Genomic DNA, 17027 nt, shown 5'->3' with positions numbered 1-17027 from the left:
CCACTACAGGCCCAGGAACTTGGTGACGTTGCCGCTCACGATCTTCGCGGCGTCGGCGGCCCCGACGGCCTCGACGACGGCGGCCAGCGACTTCTCCGAGTAGCCGTAGGTGCTTTCGTTGTGCGGGTAGTCGCTGGACCACATGACCTTGTCCACCCCGATCTTGTCGATCAACTGCAGACCGAGCGGGTCGACCATGAACGACGCGCTCATGTGGTTGTCCCAGTAATAGCGCACGTCGTGCTGCAGCGGGCGATTGAACATGTGCTGATAGGACGCCACCAGGTGTTCGGCGTCCTGCAGCGCCCAGGGAACCCAGGCGATGCCGCCCTCGAACCACCCGACCCGCAGCCCCGGGTGATCGTCGAGGATGCCGCCAAAGATGTACTTGGCGAACGTCTCCCGGAAGCCGTCGATGTTGATCATCATCCCGACCACGACGCTGTTGAATTCGGTCGGGCTCTTCGGCGGCGTTTCCCCGATGTGGTGGGTGACGGGCAGGCCGGCCGCCTCGATCTCGTCCCACACCGGCCTCATGGAGGTGCTGGAGTAGTCGATCGGGTTTCCGTCGTCGCCCTTGCCGGGGTTCAGCGGCATCAGGAAGGTCTTGAGCCCCAACGACTTCAGTTCTGCCAACGTCTTGCGGGCGCCCTGCGGGTCCCACCAGTTGATCAGCCCGGCACCATAGAAGTGCCCGCCCGAGCGTTCCTGCAGTTCGGCGATGTACTCGTTGTAGATGCGAAACGCCAGCTCGCGCAGGCTCTTGTCCGGGTAGTGGAACAACGCGAGGATGGCGTTGGGGAAGGCCAGCTCTTTGTCGACGCCGTCGTCATGCAATTCCTGGATGCGGGCCTCGATGTTGGTGCTCGCCGCGCCCGGCAGGTCGTCGTATTGCATCAGCACCGCGCTGAAGTCGCCGGGCAGGAACGACTGGCCCTTGCGGCCCACCTGATAGGCGCCGTCCTCGTACCAGATCCGCGGCGCCTTGTCCTTGAGGTCCTCCGGAAAGCGTTGGTAGAAGATGTCGTCCGCCAACGAAATGTGGTTGTCCGCCGAGAAGACCACGGTTCCGGCCGGCAGGCCGACATCCGCGTCCGCGGCGTGACCGCGCCGATCCTTCGGGGCGCCGAAGCCTTCCGGCGGATAGAGCGAAACGGTGCTTGTCTGAGTCGTCATCGTTGACCCTCCATTCGGATCGGCATTGTGAGCGTAGTGACCCGGGGGCTACCAGGTCACCGGAAGTTCGTAGACGCCGTACGCGAGGCGATCGTCCTTGAACGGCACGTCCTCGACCGGGATGGCCAATTCCAGGGTGGGGACACGGCGGAACAGGGTTCGGTAGACGATTTGCAGCTCCGCGCGGGCAAGCTGCTGGCCGACGCACTGGTGCCGCCCGTAACCGAACGCGACATTGCGATCCGCCCCCGAGCGATGCAGGTAGAGCCGGTCGGGTTCGGAGAAGGCGTGCGGATCCCAATTGGCGGGCGCCAAGTCGATGATGATGCCTTCGCCGGCGCGGATCGTCTCCCCGGCTATGTGGATGTCTTCGAGCGCGACGCGACGCTGCCCGTTCTGAATGATGCTCAGGTAGCGCAACAATTCCTCCACCGCGCTGGCGACCACCTTCGGGTCCTCGGTGGTGCGGATGACGGCCAGCTGATCCGGATTCACCAGGAGGGCGAGCACCCCGAGACCGATCATGTTCGAGGTGGTCTCGTGCCCGGCGATCAGGAGTCCGGTGCCCAGCTGCGCGGCCTCTTTCACGCTGAGCTCGCCGGCCTTGACCCGTTCGGCCAGATCGGATACCGCGTCCTCCGCCGGGTTTTCCATCTTCGCCTCGACCAACTGCGCCAGGTACTTGTGCAGGCTCATCGCGCCCTTGACGGTGTCCTCCCCCGTCGCGTAACGCGCCAGCCCGACGTTGGCGTGGTGCTGGAACATGTCGGCGTCTTCGTACGGCACCCCGAGCAGCTGGCTGATCACCAGCGAGGGGACCGGCAATGCCAACGCGGTCACCGCGTCGGCGGGCTTCGGTCCGGCCAGCATCGCGTCGATGTGGTCGTCGGTGATCTGCTGAATGGTCGGGCGCAGGCCCTCGACGCGCTTGAACGTGAAGGGCTTCGACAACATGCGCCGAAATCGGGTGTGCTCTTCCCCGTCGGCGGTGAACACCGACCGTGGACGCTTGTGCACCGTTGACAACATGCCCGCGTTCCAGTGCGGAAAGCCGGGCAGCCGGTCGTCGACACTGACCCGCGAATCCGAAAAGAGTTCCCGCACTTGTTCGTAGCCGGTGACGAGCCACGGTGTGCTGCCGTCCCAAATTCGGACCCGGGACAGCGGCCGCGCCTCGGCCAGCGCCATGACGCCCGGCGGCGGGGCGAAGGGGCAGCCCGCCCGCCTCGGCATCGGGTAGTCCGGGATCTCGGCGGCCGCCTCGGCCGCCGCAGCGTTCGTCAGCGTCTCTGACATCTCATTCCTCGATCCGGATGGCCAGTGCGGGGCAGGCCGCGGCCGCGCGCCGGGCGCCCTCGGCCTGTTCCGGCGACGGGTTGGGGTTGAGCAGCACAACGACGCCGTCGTCGTCGCGCTGGTCGAACACCTCGGGCGCGTTCAACACACAATTCCCCGATGAAGCGCAAACATCTTGGTCGACAGTGACTTTCATCTGCGGACCTTTCACTCGTACGGCGTCACGGGCGCCAGCCACAGGCCCACGATCGCGTCGATCAGGCCCGATGCGGCCGCCCGCCAGGAACGCTGGGGCGGCGCGGCACCGGCGGCAAGCGCACGTTCGCGATCGGCGCAGGTGTGCATCAGAAGGTTGCGGGCCATGATGTTTCGCTCGAAGTGCACTTCGGCCGGCAGGTCCGGCAGACAGCGGTTGATGCCGTCGACCACCTGGACCAGCGACGGCGAGCTGAGCGCACCTTTGACGATGATGTTGTAGTACGCGGGATCGGTCATCGCCTGCGCCGCGAAACGCGCGTACCAGGTGGGATTGCCCAGTTCCTCGAGGTGGTCGGTGAGCGGCCGGACCAGACAGGCGACCCAATCCCTCATCTCGGTGGATCCACCCGATTCGAGCAGCTCGGCCACCATCTGCTCGCGCAACTGCTCGACCGGCCCGCGGTGCTTGTATTCGATCGCACGCACCAGGTCGGCCTTCGTCCCGAAGTGGTAGCCCACCGCGGCGTTGTTGCCCTGCCCGGCGGCCTCGCTCACCTGCCGGTTCGACACCGCGAACATGCCGTGCTCGGCGTACAACCGCTCGGCCGCAACCAGGATCGCTTCCTGGGTCGAGCTGGCCCGCTCGGTGCGGACGGTCCGGCCGATGGTGGTCACCCGGTTAGTCAACCGCGAGCCCGCGATTAAGTCAAGCGATTGATTTAAACCCGCCGGGCGTTGTCGTACCGCGAAGCATTTCGGTGCCACAAAGCCCGCAACGGGTGACAAAGGTCCCTCGCCCCGGCCGTCCCCGCTGAGTCACGATGACTTCTTGCGCGGCGGCGACGTGGCGGTGTCTGGACGGTGAACCATTGCGGGGGTAGTCATGTTGTCAGCCAGCCGGGTGTCCGCGATCGAGGAATCCGCCTGGTTCCAGTCGAAGTGGGCGCCATACCAGTTGGCCGACGCCGACTGGCGGATCCGCGCGGTGAACTCCGCCTGCGAACGGGTGTCAGGGCATCCGCGCGAGGACCTGCTGGGCCACCACCTGTTCGACGTCTTCCCGGATAACCCGGCCGATCCGGACGCGGACGGCGTGGCCAACGTCTCGGCGTCACTCGAGTTGGTGTTTCGCCGTGGGGTCAGGCACTGGATGGGGGTCCAGCGCTACGACCTTCCCGACCGGCAGCACCCGGGCGAGTTCATCTACCGGGTGTGGACACCGATGAACTCCCCGATCAAGGACGGAAAGAAGACCGTCGCAGTGCTGCAGCACGCCCAGGACGTCACCCGTGTCGTGCCGCCCACCCCGGAGGAGCGGGCGTATCCCAAACTCTTCGAGCTGAGGAGGGCCGCCGATGCGCTCGGGCGCCAGTTCCCCGACCTCCCCCCCGAGGCGGTGCTCGGCGTGCTGGCGCATTCGCACAGCGTCATCGCGGAAAGCGCGGGGACCGAGGACCTTACGCGCGCCGAGGCGCTGGCAAAGCTGCGGCTGGAAACGCACGCCGGACACCCCGCGCAAGGGGACTGACACCGGCCTCAGTCGACCTTGCGCGACTCGTTGCGGGGACGATTCACCTTGCCCGCGGACGTCCCCCCGTCGACCGGCAGCACCGCCCCGGTGACATAGCGGGACCGATCGGTGGCGAAGTACAGCGCCGCCTCGGCGACGTCTTCGGGCGTGCCCTCCCGCTTCAATGGCCGATCGTCACGCATCCCCTGGCGAATCCGTGCTTCGAACCGCGCCAGCTCATCGGGGTCCACGTCGACCGCCGACGACGCGAGGATCGGAGTGGGGATGCTGCCCGGTGCGATCGCGTTGACCCGAACCTCGTGGCGCGCGAGCTCGATCGCGGCGGACCTGGTGAACTGGATGACCGCGGCTTTCGATGCCCGGTAGACCATCACCCCGCCGCCCGCCTGGATCCCACCGATCGACGTCAGGTTGATGATCGACCCGCCGCCGGCTTCCGCCATGTGGCGGGCCGCATCGCGGGTGCCGGCCATCACCCCGAGGACGTTGACCCCCATCACCCGATGGAAATCGGCCAGGTCGTCGTCGAGCAGTCGGCGCAGGGGGCTCGAAATCCCGGCGTTGTTGACCATGACGTGCAGACCGCCGAACTTCTCCACGGTGGCGGCGACCAGCGCCCCGACCTGTTCGGGATCCGAGACGTCCGTGGGCCGGAACGCGGCGCCGGGGCCCAACGCGCGCGCCAGCTCCTCCCCCCTGTCCGTCTCGATGTCGGCGATGACGACGCGCGATCCCTCGGCCACGAACCGCTCCACGATTCCGCGACCGATCCCCGATGCACCGCCGGTGACGATGGCGACCTTGCCGTCCAATTCGTTGACCACCCGACGAGTTAATCGGCGCCGAGCGCGTTAAGTCAAGCAATTGATTTAAGGCGCAGCCGGGGGTTCCGGTGCGCGCAGCGTTCGCCCCGTCGGTACTTTGGGGTTCCGGCCGGCCCGCCCACCCACCTCGCTGAAGAGGTCGCGTCGGGAACTCGGGAAGAGGTAATCATGAAGGTTCTGGTGGTCGGTGGCAGCGGACTGATCGGCAGGCAGGTTGTCGCCCAGCTGACAGAGCTCGGGCACGAGGCCGTCTCGGCCTCGCCGAACTCGGGGGTCAACACCGTTACCGGCGAAGGCGTTGCCGAGGCCGTCGCCGGTGTCGACACGGTCGTCGACGTCTCCAACTCGCCATCCTGGGCCGACGACGACGTGCTGAACTTCTTCACCACGTCCACCCGCAACCTCCTCGATGCGGAGCGGGCGGCCGGCGTGCGGCATCACGTCGCACTCTCGATCGTGGGGGCCGACCGGACGGCCGAAAGCGGCTACATGCGGGCCAAGATCGCCCAGGAAAAAGAGATCGCGGAATCGGGATCCCCGTATTCGATTGTGCGGGCGACACAGTTCTTCGAATTCGTTGACGGCATTGCCGATTCGATGGCCGACGGGGACACGGTCCGTGCGCCGCACGGGGCGTTCCAACCCATTGCCGCCGCCGATGTCGCCACCGCCGTGACCCGCGCGGCGGCCGCCGACCCGGTCAACGGCGTGATCAACATCGCCGGCCCGGAGAAGCAGGGTATGGACTACTTCATCCGGACCCGCTTCGCCGCGACCGGCGACGGCCGCCGGGTGGTGACCGACGACGACGCCCGCTACTACGGCGCGATACTCGACGACCGCAGCATCGTTCCCATCGACGGCGAAGACGTCGTCGTCTACCCCACCACATTCGGCGACTGGATGGCCCGCCAGGTCGCGTAGCGACGCCCGTCGGAACCCAACCCACGCCGAGATTGCCGCGCGGGCTGCGGTTGGCGTCGCCGGCGCGACCCGGCCGGCAATCTCGACATCGCCCGCGTAGACAGTTGCGCTGAGGCCCCGGGCCGAGCACGGTATAAGACGCCGGAGATCGACGACGACGAGGAGCGGTGATGGCTGTGCGTCCCACGAGCGGAATCACCGTCCCAGGCGCACAGTTGACCAGGCGCGGATTCCTGGCCGTGGGCCTCGCCGGTGGATTCGCGCTGGCGGCGTGCAGTCAGGACAAGCCCGCGCTGTCCGGCAGTGCCCAGATGGCCGCCGCCATCGCCGCGGCCGAGGCCGCCCGGCCGCACAGTGGCCGGACCGTCACCGCCAGCCTGACGGCCCAGCACGTCCAGGTCGACCTGGGCGGACCGGTCGTCCGGACGCTGGCCTACGGCAACAGCATTCCCGGCGCGCCGATTCGCGCACGCATCGGTGACGAACTCGTGGTGACGGTGTCGAACCGGCTCGACCATCCGACGTCGGTGCACTGGCACGGCATCGCGCTGCGCAACGACATTGACGGCGCCGCGCCCGCCACCCCGGACATCCCTGCCGGCCAAGACTTCACCTATCGATTCTCCGTACCGAACTCGGGCACCTACTGGGCCCACCCGCACACCGGCCTGGACGCCGACACGGGCCTGTACCTACCGGTGATCGTCGACGACCCCACCGAGGGCGACTACGACGCCGAATGGATTGTGGTCCTCGACGATTGGACAGACGGCATCGGGAAATCCCCGCAGCAGCTCTACCAGGAACTGTCCAGCCCGAACAAGCCCGCCCCGCCGAGCGCGCCCGTGAGCACGACAACGCCGCCCACGACGTCGACGACCACCACGACCACGACGACCAGTGAGACCTCGACGACCAGTGAGACCTCGACGACCTCGAGCACCGAGACTTCGACGACGCCGACCAGCCAGACCAGCTCCAGTAGTCCGACGGCCGCAGCGTCAGGCCTGGCCACCGGCAGGAGCGACCTGCTCGGCGGCGACGCCGGGGAGATCGCGTATCCGTACTACCTGATCAACGGCCGAATCCCCGCCGCCCCCATGACCTTCAGCGCGAAGCCGGGCCAGCGCATCCGGATCCGCTTCATCAACAGCGGCTCGGACACCTCGTTTCGCGTCGCGCTCGCCGGGCATTCGATGACGGTCACCCACACCGACGGCTACCCCGTGGTGCCGACTCAGGTCGACGCCCTGTTGGTCGGCATGGCCGAGCGCTACGACGTCATCGTGACCGCCGCCGACGGCGTCTTCCCACTGGTCGCGCTCGCGGAAGGCAAGAATTCCCTGGCGCGGGCGTTACTGTCGACCGGTGCCGGCAGCGCGCCCGACCCGGGTTTTCAGCCGGCCGAGCTCAACCGACGGGTGGGCACGGTGGAAATGTTCACGGCGACAACGCCCGTCAACCTGGGCCGGCCGCAGCCCGGCCTGAACCTCCCCGTCGTGCTGGGCGGCAACATGGTCCAATACGACTGGACGATCAACGGAAAGCCCTACAGCGACACCGAACCGTTGCATGTCCGGCAGGGCGAACGGCCCACCCTCACGTTCGACAACCCCACGATGATGTATCACCCGATTCACTTGCACGGCCACACCTTCCAGCTGATCAAGGCCGACGGCAGTCCCGGTGCGCGCAAAGACACCCTCATGGTGCTGCCGGGGCAGAAACTGCTCGCCGTGTTGGTGGCCGATAACCCGGGCGTGTGGATGTTGCACTGCCACAACACGTATCATCAAGAGGCCGGCATGCAGACCCGGTTGGATTACGTGTTCTAGGCGATCGCGGCGAGGAAGTCGAGCAGCAGCCGGTTCACCGTCGCCGACTGCTCGATCTGGGGGCAGTGACCCGCCTCGCCGACCACGACCGAGCGGGCACCGTCGATCTCGTTGGCGATCTGTGCCGCCCAGCCTGGTGGCAGGAGCTTGTCGTCTCCCCCCTCGACGACGAGCGCCGGCACGGTGATGCGCTCGTACGGCCGCGCACTCGAGGGCGTGCCGGACGGCGTCGCGCCCGGGCGGCGAAACCGGGCCGCGGCGACGGCCTCCCACGCTCCGGGCGCCGTGCTCGACTCGTAGCGGCGCCGCACGTAGTCGTCGTCGGCGGGGTAGGCCGGGTCGTGAAACAGGGCCTCGACGATACGGCGCATGCCGGGCAGCGTTGCGTCGTATTGCTGTAGCGCCTCGAAGTGCCGGTTCTGTTGGATTTCCCCGCCCCCGCAGATGATCGTGAGACTGCGGGCGGGCAGCAGTGGTGTGTCGGAGGTGGCGTCGACGAGCAAATTGATCGCCCCCATCGAGTTGCCGATGAAGTGCGCCGAGTCGACGCCGAGCTGCTGACAGAATCGCGCCACGTGCCGGATCCGCATCCCGCGCCCGTCGACGAAATCGATGACCTTCGCCGACTGCCCGAAGCCCAGTTGGTCGGGCGCCAGCACCCGGTAGCGCGCGGCGAGCGCGGCGATGTTGCGTTCCCAGCCCAGTTCCGCGCCGGCACCGAATTCGCCACCGTGCAGCAGCACCACCGGGTCGCCGTCGCCCGCCTCCAGATAACTGGTCACCAGGCCGTCGACCATGGTGGTGTGGCGGTGAATATCCATCACTTGATCGCTATCGGGTTCACCGGCGAGCCCACCGCCCCGACGAACCTCAGGGGCGGCGCGATGAGCTGGAACTCGTAGACCCCATCCCTGGCGCAGTCGTCGGCCAGCGCGGTCAGGTCCCAATACTCGCCGAGCATGAGCCCCATGTCGCGCAGGCACAGCAGATGCAAGGGTAGAAATGCGCCCTCGACATCGGACACCAGGTCCTCGACCTGAAGGTTGTCCGAGGCGACCGCCGCGACCTCGTGGTCGTGCAGCCACGAGGCGCAGCGCCAGTGCAGACCGGAGAATGGCTCCGTCTTGTTGCCGGTCTGCAAGAACCTGGTCCACCAACCGGTCCGGATCAGAACGATGTCGCCGCTCTCGATCGTCAGGCCCTGCGCACGAACGACGTCATCGAGTTCTTCGGGGGTGATCGGATTGCCCTCTTCGAGGAAGACTTCGGCGTTGCGGTGGCGGACGAGGTCCAGCAGCACGCCACGCGAGGTGATGCCCTTGACGTCGACCTTGTCGATGCTGCAGTGGTAGGCCCCCATACTCGTCACGGAGTCCGACGAGAAGCCGTTGTAGAGCTTGCCTTCGTAGTAGACGTGTGAGAACGCATCCCACTGGGTGGCCGCCTGTAGCGGCATGATGATCATGTCTTCGTTGAAGCGAAACAGGTTGTCGACGAAGTAGTTACCCAACTGCGTCGCTGTCACGTTTTGCGTCCACCCGGGACCATATTGGGGAAGCGAGCTCGCATCCCCACCGTCCACGGTCATGAGAAGCATGGGGTTGTGCCGAAAGCCGAAGGCGCCCTGCGGTCCCGACGAGCCGAAGTCCACGCCCAGCGGAAAAACCTTGCCGTGCCGGACCAGCCCGGCGGCTTGGGCGACCTTCTCGGCGGTGATGAAGTTCAACGTGCCGAGCTCGTCGTCGGCGCCCCACCGTCCCCAATTAGAGACGTCACGCGCGACCCGGCGAAAATCGGTCAAGCCGGCCACGGGGCTCCCTCCTCGAGTTCACGAGCGATTGCGGCGCCCACATTTCCGCCGTCGACCCAGATCACCTGCCCCGTGATATAGCTCGCCGCAGCACTATTCAGGAAGAGCAGCACCGAGGCTTGCTCCGCGGGGCCGGAGACGCGCCCCAAGGGCTTGGCGATGCCGTCGAGATAGCCCTGTCCGTAGGCGGTCCGCAGCTGGTCGAGGATCGGGGTTTCGGTGACTCCGGGGCCGGTGCAGTTGATGCGGATTCCCCGCCCGCCGAGGGCGGTGGCGCTTCGCATGGTGTAGAGGATGACCGCCTCCTTGGACAACCGATACCCGCCGCCGGTCAGCGCGCCGGGATGGGCGTGGCACCAGTCGATGCCCTCTTCCATCGAGGCGGTGTTCAGCAGCGGCGCCACCGACGAAAGATGTTCCCGGTATGCCGCGGCCGCGAGCGAGGCCACGCTCGCGACGGCCGAACCCGCCGGCATCCGCGGAATCAGCGCCTCGGTGAAATGCCGCAGCCCAAGGAAGTTGATCGTGACGACGAGGGCGGGGTTCCCGATTCCCGACGAGACGCCCGCGACGTTGAACAGCGCGTCGACCGGTCCTTCGATGGACGCCACCGCGGCGTCGATGGACCGTTGATCGGCCAGGTCGATGCCGCGGAAGTCGTTGACCTCGAACGCCGGCCGGCGCTTATCCAGCCCGATGACTTCGGCGCCCGCCTCGGTGAGTTGGCGCACCACGAGTTCGCCGATGCCCGACGCACACCCGGTCACCACCGCGCGCCGGCCGTCGTAGCGCCACAACTCGTCGATTCGTCCCAAGACTCAACCGGCTTTCGGTGTCACTTGCCTTGCTGCTCCTTCAACCGCTGAGCCGCCTGGACACGGCCCTCGTTGATCTCGGCCATGGCTTCGGGGATCTCGCTGGCGGTGAACTTACCGCCCCGGCCGGTGGGCAGGCCGCCGAACGAATATTTCTCGTCGAACTTCGGCGCGGTGGATTCCGGCCGCCGCGCTTCCACCTTCTCGATCACGGGCTCGAGCCGCTTCGCCTTCTCGGCGACCGCTTTGGCGTCCCGCTCGATGAATTCGGGCAGTACGTCGGAGCCCATCAGCTCGATCGATTCCATGGTGCCCTCGTGGCTGCGCGGGTTGAGCAACAGGATGATCTCGTCGACCCCGCTTTCCTCGTAGCCGCGCAGGAATTCCCGCACGGTGGCGGGTGATCCGATCGCGCCGCGGCCGGGGCCGTACGCCAGCGTCGGGTCCTTTTCGACCTCGTCGAGGTACCGCTGCCACACCCCGGTACGCCCGGGGGTGTGCACACCGGTCATGTAGTAGTGCATGATGCCGAACGAGAAGAATCCGCCGCCCTGACCCAGCCGTTGCAGGGCCTGCTCGTCGGTCTTGGCGACCATCATGGACAGGTCGCCGCCGATGGCCAGGATGTTCGGGTTGACTCGGGGTGTGACGGGGACACCGTTCTCTTCGAATTCCTTGTAGTAGCCGTTGACCCGCTCGGTCAGCGGCCCGGGCCCGGTGTAGGCGAAACTCAAGGCGCCGATCGCCTTTTGGGCGGCCATCTGGACGCTCGCGGGACGCGTGCACGCGACCCAGACCGGCGGATGCGGTTTTTGGAGCGGCTTGGGCACGACGTTGCGCGCCGGCATCCGGACGTGCTCGCCGTCGAAGCCGGAGAACGGTTCCTCGATCATGCAGCGGATCGAGACCTCGAGCGCCTCCTCCCACTGGGCCCGCTTGTCGGCGGGATCGATGTTGAATCCACCGAGTTCACCGACGGAAGACGATTCGCCGGTGCCGAACTCGACACGGCCGTTGGACAGCAGGTCGAGGGTGGCGATGCGTTCGGCCACCCGGGCGGGGTGATTGACCACGGGCGGCAGATGCATGATGCCGAAGCCCAGCCGGATGTTCTTGGTCCGCTGGCTGGCGGCGGCCAAGAAGATTTCCGGTGCCGTCGAGTGGCAATATTCCTCGAGGAAGTGGTGCTCGGTCAGCCAGACGGTGGAGAACCCCGCCTTGTCCGCGGCCTCCACCTCGTCGAGGCATTCTTGCATCATCACGTGCTCGTCGTCGGGCGCCCAGGGCCGCGGCAGGGCGAATTCGTAGAACAGCGAAATCTTCATTGCTACCTCCTATGAGAATTAAGGGTTCGTTTGGCCGCATGCGCGGCAATGTGATTCGCCGCGACGAAGCCGAAGGTCATCGCGGGGCCGATCGTCGCGCCCGCGCCCGCGTAGCTGCGCCCCATCACCGGCGCGGAGGTGTTACCCACCGCGTACAGACCCGCCACCACGGTGTCGTCGGCCCGCAGCACCCGCGCGTATTCGTCGGTACGCAGGCCGCCGGACGTGCCGAGGTCGCCGAGGACGATGCGGAACGCGTAGTACGGCGGATCGCCCAGCGGGTACAGGTTCGGGTTGGGCAGTGTGGGATCGCCGTAGTAGTTGTCGTAGACGCTGTCGCCGCGGTTGAAGTCGTCGTCGTGACCGGCGCGGGCGAGTTCGTTGAAGCGGCGGGCGGTTTCAACCAGGTTCGCCGCCGGCACCCCGATCCGGGTGGCCATCTCCTCCCACGTCGCCGCCGCCTTGACGACGCCGGATTCGAGCCATGCCGCGGGGACCCTACGACCAGTGGGCACCGGCGCGCCCGGGATCTTGGGTATGGGCAAATGGCCGCCGACAACGTAGCGGGTCCACGACCGGTGGTCGGTGAGCAGCCAGCAGGGAATGTGGGTGACACCGGATTTCTGTCCCTCGATCATGGCGTGGCCGAAGTCCATATACGGCGCCGCCTCGTTGATGAAGCGCTTGCCGTCCCCGTTGACGATGAACTGCGCCGGCATCATGCGCTCGTTGAGCATGAATTGCATCCGGCCGTCGGGCCACTGGATGGCCGGAAACCACCACGCCTCGTTGAGTAAATCGGTTGCGGCACCCAGCTTTTGAGCAGCACGGATGCCGTCGCCCATGGCGGCCGGGTTGCCGAAGCTCCAGTCCCGATCCACCACGGGCAACAGTTCCTTGCGCCAGGCCAGGTCGTGGTCGAAGCCGCCGCAAGCCAGGACAACCCCCAGGCGCGCACCGACGCGTTGCGTCGTGCCGTCGCGTTCCACCGACACACCGGTGACCGATCCGTCGGCGTCGGTCAGCAGCCCGGTCATCGGCGAGTCCAGCCACAGCGGAATGCCGCATTCGGTCATGGCCAATCTGAGGCGGGCCGCCAGTGACTGCCCGATCGCCGCCATCCGCTCGCCGAACACCCGTGCCCGCACCATCCGCGCAATCAGCTTGAGCAACACGCCCTTGCCGGCCCAGGATTGCCGGATTCGGTAGAAGGTCCGAAGCTCCTTGGGCCCCAGCCAGATTCCCCGGGGAGCCAACGCCAGCGGCTGCAGCAGCCGGTGCTCGTCGGGCCCCAGCTTGCGCAGGTCGATGGGCGGCACGTTGATCGTGCTGCCCAATTCGGATCCGCCGGGCAGTTCCGGGTAGTAGTCGGCGTAGCCCGGCTTCCAGACGAACTCACACCATCCGGAGAGCCGTTCGAGGAACTCCAGCATTTTCGGCGCGGACTCGACGTATTGGCGGATCCGCGCCTCGCTTACCAGTCCGTCGGTGATCTGGCGCAGGTATTCGACGACGTCTTCGGGCGACGGGGCGTAGCCCTCCCTGCGCTGCGCGGGCGCCCCGGGCACCCAGATACCGCCGCCGGACAGGGCGGTGGAGCCACCGAAGAACGCGGACTTCTCCACGACCAGCGCGTCCAGCCCGGCGGCGCGGGCGGTCAGGGCGGCCGTCATGCCGCCGCCGCCCGACCCGACGACCAGCGCGTCGACGACGTGGTCGAAGCCGTTCGGCGGGGCCGTCACGTGAGCACCGCCGTTCTGATGGCGAAGCCGGCGATGAGCTCCGCGGCCGGTTTGTAGTAGCGCCCGACGGTTTCGTAGGGACCCGCGCTGGCCAGCGCCGCGAACGCGGCAACCCACGTTCTGATTTCCTGGGCGGAGCTTCCGCCCTCGTGGGCCACGAACGAGTTGGACCACTGGTCGAGTTCGGCCAGCCACCCGCCGTCGATGATTTCGAGGAACCGCTGGTCCCACACCGGGTTCAGCGGTTGCAGCCCGCTGTCACCGGCCGCGAAGCTCTTGGCCGCGTCGATCACGGCGGCCTGCCGGGCCTGTCGCTGCTCGGGTGTCATCGGCCGGCCGTGCACGATGCGCTCCAGCACCGGCGGCGGTGCGGTCGCGGGCGTGGGCACCGGGGGGCTGTGCGAAAGCCCACCGGATCCCAGCACCAGGACCCGCTTGTCCAGGGCGGCCAGGTAGCCGCCGACGGCGGTGCCGAGCGCCCGGCAGCGATGTAATGGCCCCAGCGGCAAGCCGATCGCGTTGATGAAGACGGGGATCACCGGCCGGGCAGTCGCCGCGCCGAACAATTTCTCCAGCGGTTGGACGGTGCCGTGATCGACGTCCATGCAGGCCGACACGGCCACGTCGACGCCCGCGTCGAGCACCGCTTGCGCGCACTCTGTCGCAAGCCGTTCCGGAACATCGAGCGGGCCGGCATGGGTGCCGTAATCCCCGACGCCGCTGGCACGCGTGCCGATGCAGAAGGGGGGCATCGTCTTGTGGAAGAACCCGTTGTAGTGGTCCGGGGAGAAAATGACGACGAGTTCGGGATCGAAGTCCGCGACGAATTGCCGCGCCCCCGCGATCGCGCCTTCGACATCGTCAAGCAGGTCCCGCGACGGCCCCGGAAGATTCAGGAGCGGGCTGTGCGACATACAGCACAGAGCCAGTGCCACTTTGCGGATCACCCCCTCTCGGCGTCAGCGTCAGCGCGTCGAGGAGCGCGGCGCTCAGCTCGGGGGCGCGCTGGGCGATGCAGGCGCCTGCGATGCACCGGTCGGGACGCAGGAACAACACCGATTCTTGGTGGGTGTCGAACCAGGCCTTGACGACGCCGGACCGATCACCCACGACCGCGACGTCGGGATGGTCGTGACCGGTCCAATGCAGTTGAGTGGCGGGACGCAGCGCAATGAACCGCGCGCCCAGCGCCTTCCAGTTGGCGAACGCCACGTCACCGAGGATCTTGCGCGGGTTGTTGTTCCAGCACAACACGGCGAACCAGTCACCGAGCACGTCGTCCAACAGCACGTCCTGCCGGTCGCGGGTGTCGACCCGGGGCTGGATGAACAGCGTCCCCACCGGCGAATCGGCCCGGCCGGGTTCGCCGTGTACCACGGCCCCCTGTTCGTACCGTGGCATCGGCTTGAACCGCATCTCGAGGACATACCGCTTGAGCGACGGCACAATTGACGCCGACCGCACGAGCAGATCGCGCGCGCCGGCCACCCGGCGGTTGGTCGGCGAGATCACCCGGCCCACCATGGTGGACAGGTCGATCATCGCCCGCGCGTGCTTGCGGCGCTCCATGTCGTAGGTGTCCAGCAACCTGTCGTCGGCGCGCCCGCTGACCACGGCGGCAAGCTTCCAGCCCAGATTGGCGGCGTCCCGGATTCCGCTGTTGTAGCCCTGGCCCTGCCACACCGGCATGAGATGCGCTGCGTCACCGGCCAGCAGCAGCCGGCCCTTACGGAACGCGCCGGCGATCCGCGAGTGGTGGGTGTAGACGCGCCGCCGGATCACGTCGACGCGGTCCGGGTGCGGCACCATCCGGGCGAGCATCCGCGTCAGGAACGCGGGATCCTCCGCCTGTTCGTCGGTCTCGTCGGCGTGGATCATGAACTCGAAGCGCCGAATCCCGTGTGCGATCGAGATCGAGGCATACGGACGTTCGGGGTCGGCCCCGACCTCGCTGTTGGGATGGCCGAGCGGGTCGTTGGCGACGTCGACCACCAGCCAGCGGGTCGACGACGTCGTCCCGTCGAAGGACACGCCCATCATGCGGCGGGTCATGCTGCGACCGCCGTCGCAGCCGACCACGTAACGCGCGCGCACGCTTGATGTCTCGTGGTCGTGCCCGCCCCCCAGATCGACCCGCACCCCGTCGGCGTCCTCGGAACAACCCGTCATCGGGCGTCCCCACCACACCTCGACGTGTTCGAATCGGTCCAGGCCGGCCAGCAGCTCGGCATCCACCAGCGGTTGCACGAAGCCGTTGCGCTTCGGCCACCCGAAACGCGCGTCGGGCGGGGCCATTTCGGCGAGCACGCGCCGCTTCGCGTCGACGAACCGCAGGATCTGGTTAGGCACCGTGTGCGGCACCACCCGATCCGCCAGGCCGATCGACTGAAACGTGCGCAGCGCCTCGTCGTCGAGCCCCACCCCGCGCGGATAGTCGATTAGCGTGTCGCGTTCGTCGACCACCACCGTGCGGATGCCCTGCAGGCCAAGGATGTTGGCCAACGTCAGGCCGACGGGTCCGGCGCCGACCACGACGACGTCGGTCTCGATTCCCGCCGGTTCGCGCCCCTCGTCCGCCATCACCGCCCCAGCAGGAAGTCGAGGTGCAAACGATTGAAGGTCTTGGGGTCCTCGTACTGCGGCCAGTGACCGCAACCGGGCATCACCTCGAACCGCGCGTCGGGGATCATCGACGCGATGCGGCGGCCCTCGGTCACGTCGGCGGTGGGGTCGTCACTGGTCCACAGCACCAGCGTCGGCGCGGTGATCGCGCCGTAGTCGTCCGGTCCGATGATGTTGCGCGCCCGAATCTCCGGGTCCTGCAACGCCATGATGTCGCGCATGGCGTCGACGAAGCCCGGCTGGCGATAGACGCGTTGGCGGCTGGCGACCAAGTCGTCGTAGCCCTTGGACTTGTCGGCCATCAACCACTTGATCCGCGCCTGCACCGTTTCCCAGGTCGGGTCTTCGGCGGCCGCCATGGACAGCGTGATGATGCGCTTCATCACCACCGGGTCGGCCTGGGAGCCGCCCGCGGTGTTGAGGACGAGCCGGGCGACCACGTCAGGATGATCGATGGCCGCGCGGGCGGCCACCCAGCCGCCCAGTGATTCTCCGCTGATGCAGGCGCGGTTCACACCGATGGTGCGCAGGACGGCCATCAGATGCTCGACGTAGTGGCGGACTTCCAGCGGGTGGCCCGGCTTGCCGGTGTAGCCGTGGCCGAGCATGTCGATCGACCAGGTCCAGAAGTGCTCGGCGTGTGCCGCCAGGTTGCGGACGTACGCCTCGGCGTGACCACCGGAACCGTGCAGCAGCATCAGCACCGGTTTGCCCGGATCGCCGGCCCGCAGGTAACGGGTTCGCACCCCGCCGGCGTCGAGGTAGCCCTGCTCGAACGCGACACCCTGCAGGTCGCTCCAGATGCTCTCGAACTCCGCCACGATCCCTCTCCGGCCGACGAGTCGGAAATCTCGTTCTCGTTTTCGGCGTACCTAGTGTGCTAATATCGCACATTGATGTGCGTTATATATAGAGCTTCGCTCTCCCGC

Annotated in this window: 16 protein-coding genes; 3 read left to right on the top strand and 13 right to left on the bottom strand. The window is 67.3% G+C overall.

The window, feature by feature from the left end; translation table 11 throughout:
• Positions 1-3 precede the first annotated feature (3 nt).
• The 4 genes from HMPREF0591_RS10735 to HMPREF0591_RS10720 all read right to left on the bottom strand — a co-directional run bounded on the left by HMPREF0591_RS10735 (position 4) and on the right by HMPREF0591_RS10720 (position 3345).
• Positions 4-1065 carry an amidohydrolase family protein gene (locus HMPREF0591_RS10735; RefSeq protein ID WP_170826115.1) on the bottom strand — a complete coding sequence of 354 codons (1062 nt, stop codon included), beginning with the start codon at positions 1063-1065 and terminating at the stop codon, positions 4-6.
• Positions 1066-1224: 159 nt separating this feature from the next.
• Entirely contained in the window at positions 1225-2472 is a 1248-nt protein-coding gene (locus HMPREF0591_RS10730; RefSeq protein WP_007168554.1) for a cytochrome P450, read from the bottom strand.
• A gap of 1 nt (position 2473) precedes the next feature.
• On the bottom strand, positions 2474-2668 hold the full coding sequence (locus HMPREF0591_RS10725) for a ferredoxin (RefSeq protein WP_007168553.1): 195 nt from the start codon (positions 2666-2668) through the stop codon (positions 2474-2476).
• A gap of 11 nt (positions 2669-2679) precedes the next feature.
• Positions 2680-3345, bottom strand: coding sequence for a TetR/AcrR family transcriptional regulator (locus HMPREF0591_RS10720; protein WP_007168552.1), 666 nt, complete (start codon positions 3343-3345; stop codon positions 2680-2682).
• A 208-nt stretch (positions 3346-3553) separates the two neighbouring features.
• Between HMPREF0591_RS10720 and HMPREF0591_RS30305 the strand changes: the two genes are divergently transcribed.
• A complete protein-coding gene (locus HMPREF0591_RS30305; RefSeq protein WP_007168551.1) occupies positions 3554-4198 on the top strand; it encodes a PAS domain-containing protein in 645 nt (214 codons plus the stop codon).
• Between the two features lie 8 nt (positions 4199-4206).
• Here HMPREF0591_RS30305 and HMPREF0591_RS10710 read toward each other — a convergent pair whose 3' ends face one another.
• Positions 4207-5025, bottom strand: coding sequence for an SDR family NAD(P)-dependent oxidoreductase (locus HMPREF0591_RS10710; protein ID WP_007168550.1), 819 nt, complete (start codon positions 5023-5025; stop codon positions 4207-4209).
• Between the two features lie 168 nt (positions 5026-5193).
• On the opposite strand from HMPREF0591_RS10710, the gene HMPREF0591_RS10705 reads away from it, so the two are divergent.
• Complete coding sequence (locus HMPREF0591_RS10705) at positions 5194-5949, top strand: SDR family oxidoreductase (protein WP_007168549.1); 756 nt, start codon at positions 5194-5196, stop codon at positions 5947-5949.
• A 170-nt stretch (positions 5950-6119) separates the two neighbouring features.
• Positions 6120-7784 (top strand): multicopper oxidase family protein, encoded by a 1665-nt coding sequence (locus HMPREF0591_RS10700; RefSeq protein ID WP_007168548.1) that lies wholly within the window; start codon positions 6120-6122, stop codon positions 7782-7784.
• Here HMPREF0591_RS10700 and HMPREF0591_RS10695 read toward each other — a convergent pair.
• Genes HMPREF0591_RS10695 through HMPREF0591_RS10660 form a run of 8 tightly spaced genes read right to left on the bottom strand, consistent with a single transcriptional unit; the run spans position 7781 to position 16919 of the window.
• Positions 7781-8605: an alpha/beta fold hydrolase gene (locus tag HMPREF0591_RS10695; protein ID WP_007168547.1), complete on the bottom strand. Its 825-nt coding sequence runs from the start codon at positions 8603-8605 to the stop codon at positions 7781-7783. The two genes, HMPREF0591_RS10700 and HMPREF0591_RS10695, sit on opposite strands and share 4 nt — an antisense overlap.
• Positions 8605-9594: a cyclase family protein gene (locus tag HMPREF0591_RS10690; RefSeq protein ID WP_007168546.1), complete on the bottom strand. Its 990-nt coding sequence runs from the start codon at positions 9592-9594 to the stop codon at positions 8605-8607. Before HMPREF0591_RS10690 ends, HMPREF0591_RS10695 begins: the two co-directional genes overlap by 1 nt.
• A complete protein-coding gene (locus HMPREF0591_RS10685; protein ID WP_007168545.1) occupies positions 9582-10409 on the bottom strand; it encodes a coniferyl-alcohol dehydrogenase in 828 nt (275 codons plus the stop codon). Before HMPREF0591_RS10685 ends, HMPREF0591_RS10690 begins: the two co-directional genes overlap by 13 nt.
• 20 nt (positions 10410-10429) lie before the next feature.
• Entirely contained in the window at positions 10430-11734 is a 1305-nt protein-coding gene (locus HMPREF0591_RS10680) for an LLM class flavin-dependent oxidoreductase (protein WP_007168544.1), read from the bottom strand.
• 2 nt (positions 11735-11736) lie between these two features.
• Positions 11737-13476: an FAD-binding protein gene (locus HMPREF0591_RS10675; protein ID WP_007168543.1), complete on the bottom strand. Its 1740-nt coding sequence runs from the start codon at positions 13474-13476 to the stop codon at positions 11737-11739.
• Entirely contained in the window at positions 13473-14390 is a 918-nt protein-coding gene (locus HMPREF0591_RS10670; protein WP_040622318.1) for a 3-carboxyethylcatechol 2,3-dioxygenase, read from the bottom strand. Before HMPREF0591_RS10670 ends, HMPREF0591_RS10675 begins: the two co-directional genes overlap by 4 nt.
• Positions 14338-16056 (bottom strand): bifunctional 3-(3-hydroxy-phenyl)propionate/3-hydroxycinnamic acid hydroxylase, encoded by a 1719-nt coding sequence (locus tag HMPREF0591_RS10665; protein WP_007168541.1) that lies wholly within the window; start codon positions 16054-16056, stop codon positions 14338-14340. Before HMPREF0591_RS10665 ends, HMPREF0591_RS10670 begins: the two co-directional genes overlap by 53 nt.
• Positions 16056-16919, bottom strand: a complete 864-nt coding sequence (locus tag HMPREF0591_RS10660) for an alpha/beta fold hydrolase (protein ID WP_007168540.1) — start codon at positions 16917-16919, stop codon at positions 16056-16058. The genes HMPREF0591_RS10665 and HMPREF0591_RS10660 overlap by 1 nt, the downstream gene beginning before the upstream one ends.
• Between the last annotated feature and the right edge of the window lie 108 nt (positions 16920-17027).

It is taken from the genome of Mycobacterium parascrofulaceum ATCC BAA-614 (assembly GCF_000164135.1).
Classification (GTDB): domain Bacteria; phylum Actinomycetota; class Actinomycetes; order Mycobacteriales; family Mycobacteriaceae; genus Mycobacterium; species Mycobacterium parascrofulaceum.
The sequence above is the reverse complement of the archived record's forward strand: the minus strand, read 5'-3'. Positions and strand labels throughout refer to the sequence as shown.

Bases quoted from the DNA above. Each gene is read 5' to 3' on its own strand.
- HMPREF0591_RS10725 (WP_007168553.1), bottom strand. From the start codon at position 2,668: ATGAAAGTCACTGTCGACCAAGATGTTTGCGCTTCATCGGGGAATTGT.
- HMPREF0591_RS10700 (WP_007168548.1), top strand. From the start codon at position 6,120: ATGGCTGTGCGTCCCACGAGCGGAATCACCGTCCCAGGCGCACAGTTG.
- HMPREF0591_RS10680 (WP_007168544.1), bottom strand. From the start codon at position 11,734: ATGAAGATTTCGCTGTTCTACGAATTCGCCCTGCCGCGGCCCTGGGCG.
- HMPREF0591_RS10705 (WP_007168549.1), top strand. From the start codon at position 5,194: ATGAAGGTTCTGGTGGTCGGTGGCAGCGGACTGATCGGCAGGCAGGTT.
- HMPREF0591_RS10730 (WP_007168554.1), bottom strand. From the start codon at position 2,472: ATGTCAGAGACGCTGACGAACGCTGCGGCGGCCGAGGCGGCCGCCGAG.
- HMPREF0591_RS10670 (WP_040622318.1), bottom strand. From the start codon at position 14,390: ATGTCGCACAGCCCGCTCCTGAATCTTCCGGGGCCGTCGCGGGACCTG.
- HMPREF0591_RS30305 (WP_007168551.1), top strand. From the start codon at position 3,554: ATGTTGTCAGCCAGCCGGGTGTCCGCGATCGAGGAATCCGCCTGGTTC.
- HMPREF0591_RS10695 (WP_007168547.1), bottom strand. From the start codon at position 8,605: ATGGATATTCACCGCCACACCACCATGGTCGACGGCCTGGTGACCAGT.
- HMPREF0591_RS10665 (WP_007168541.1), bottom strand. From the start codon at position 16,056: ATGGCGGACGAGGGGCGCGAACCGGCGGGAATCGAGACCGACGTCGTC.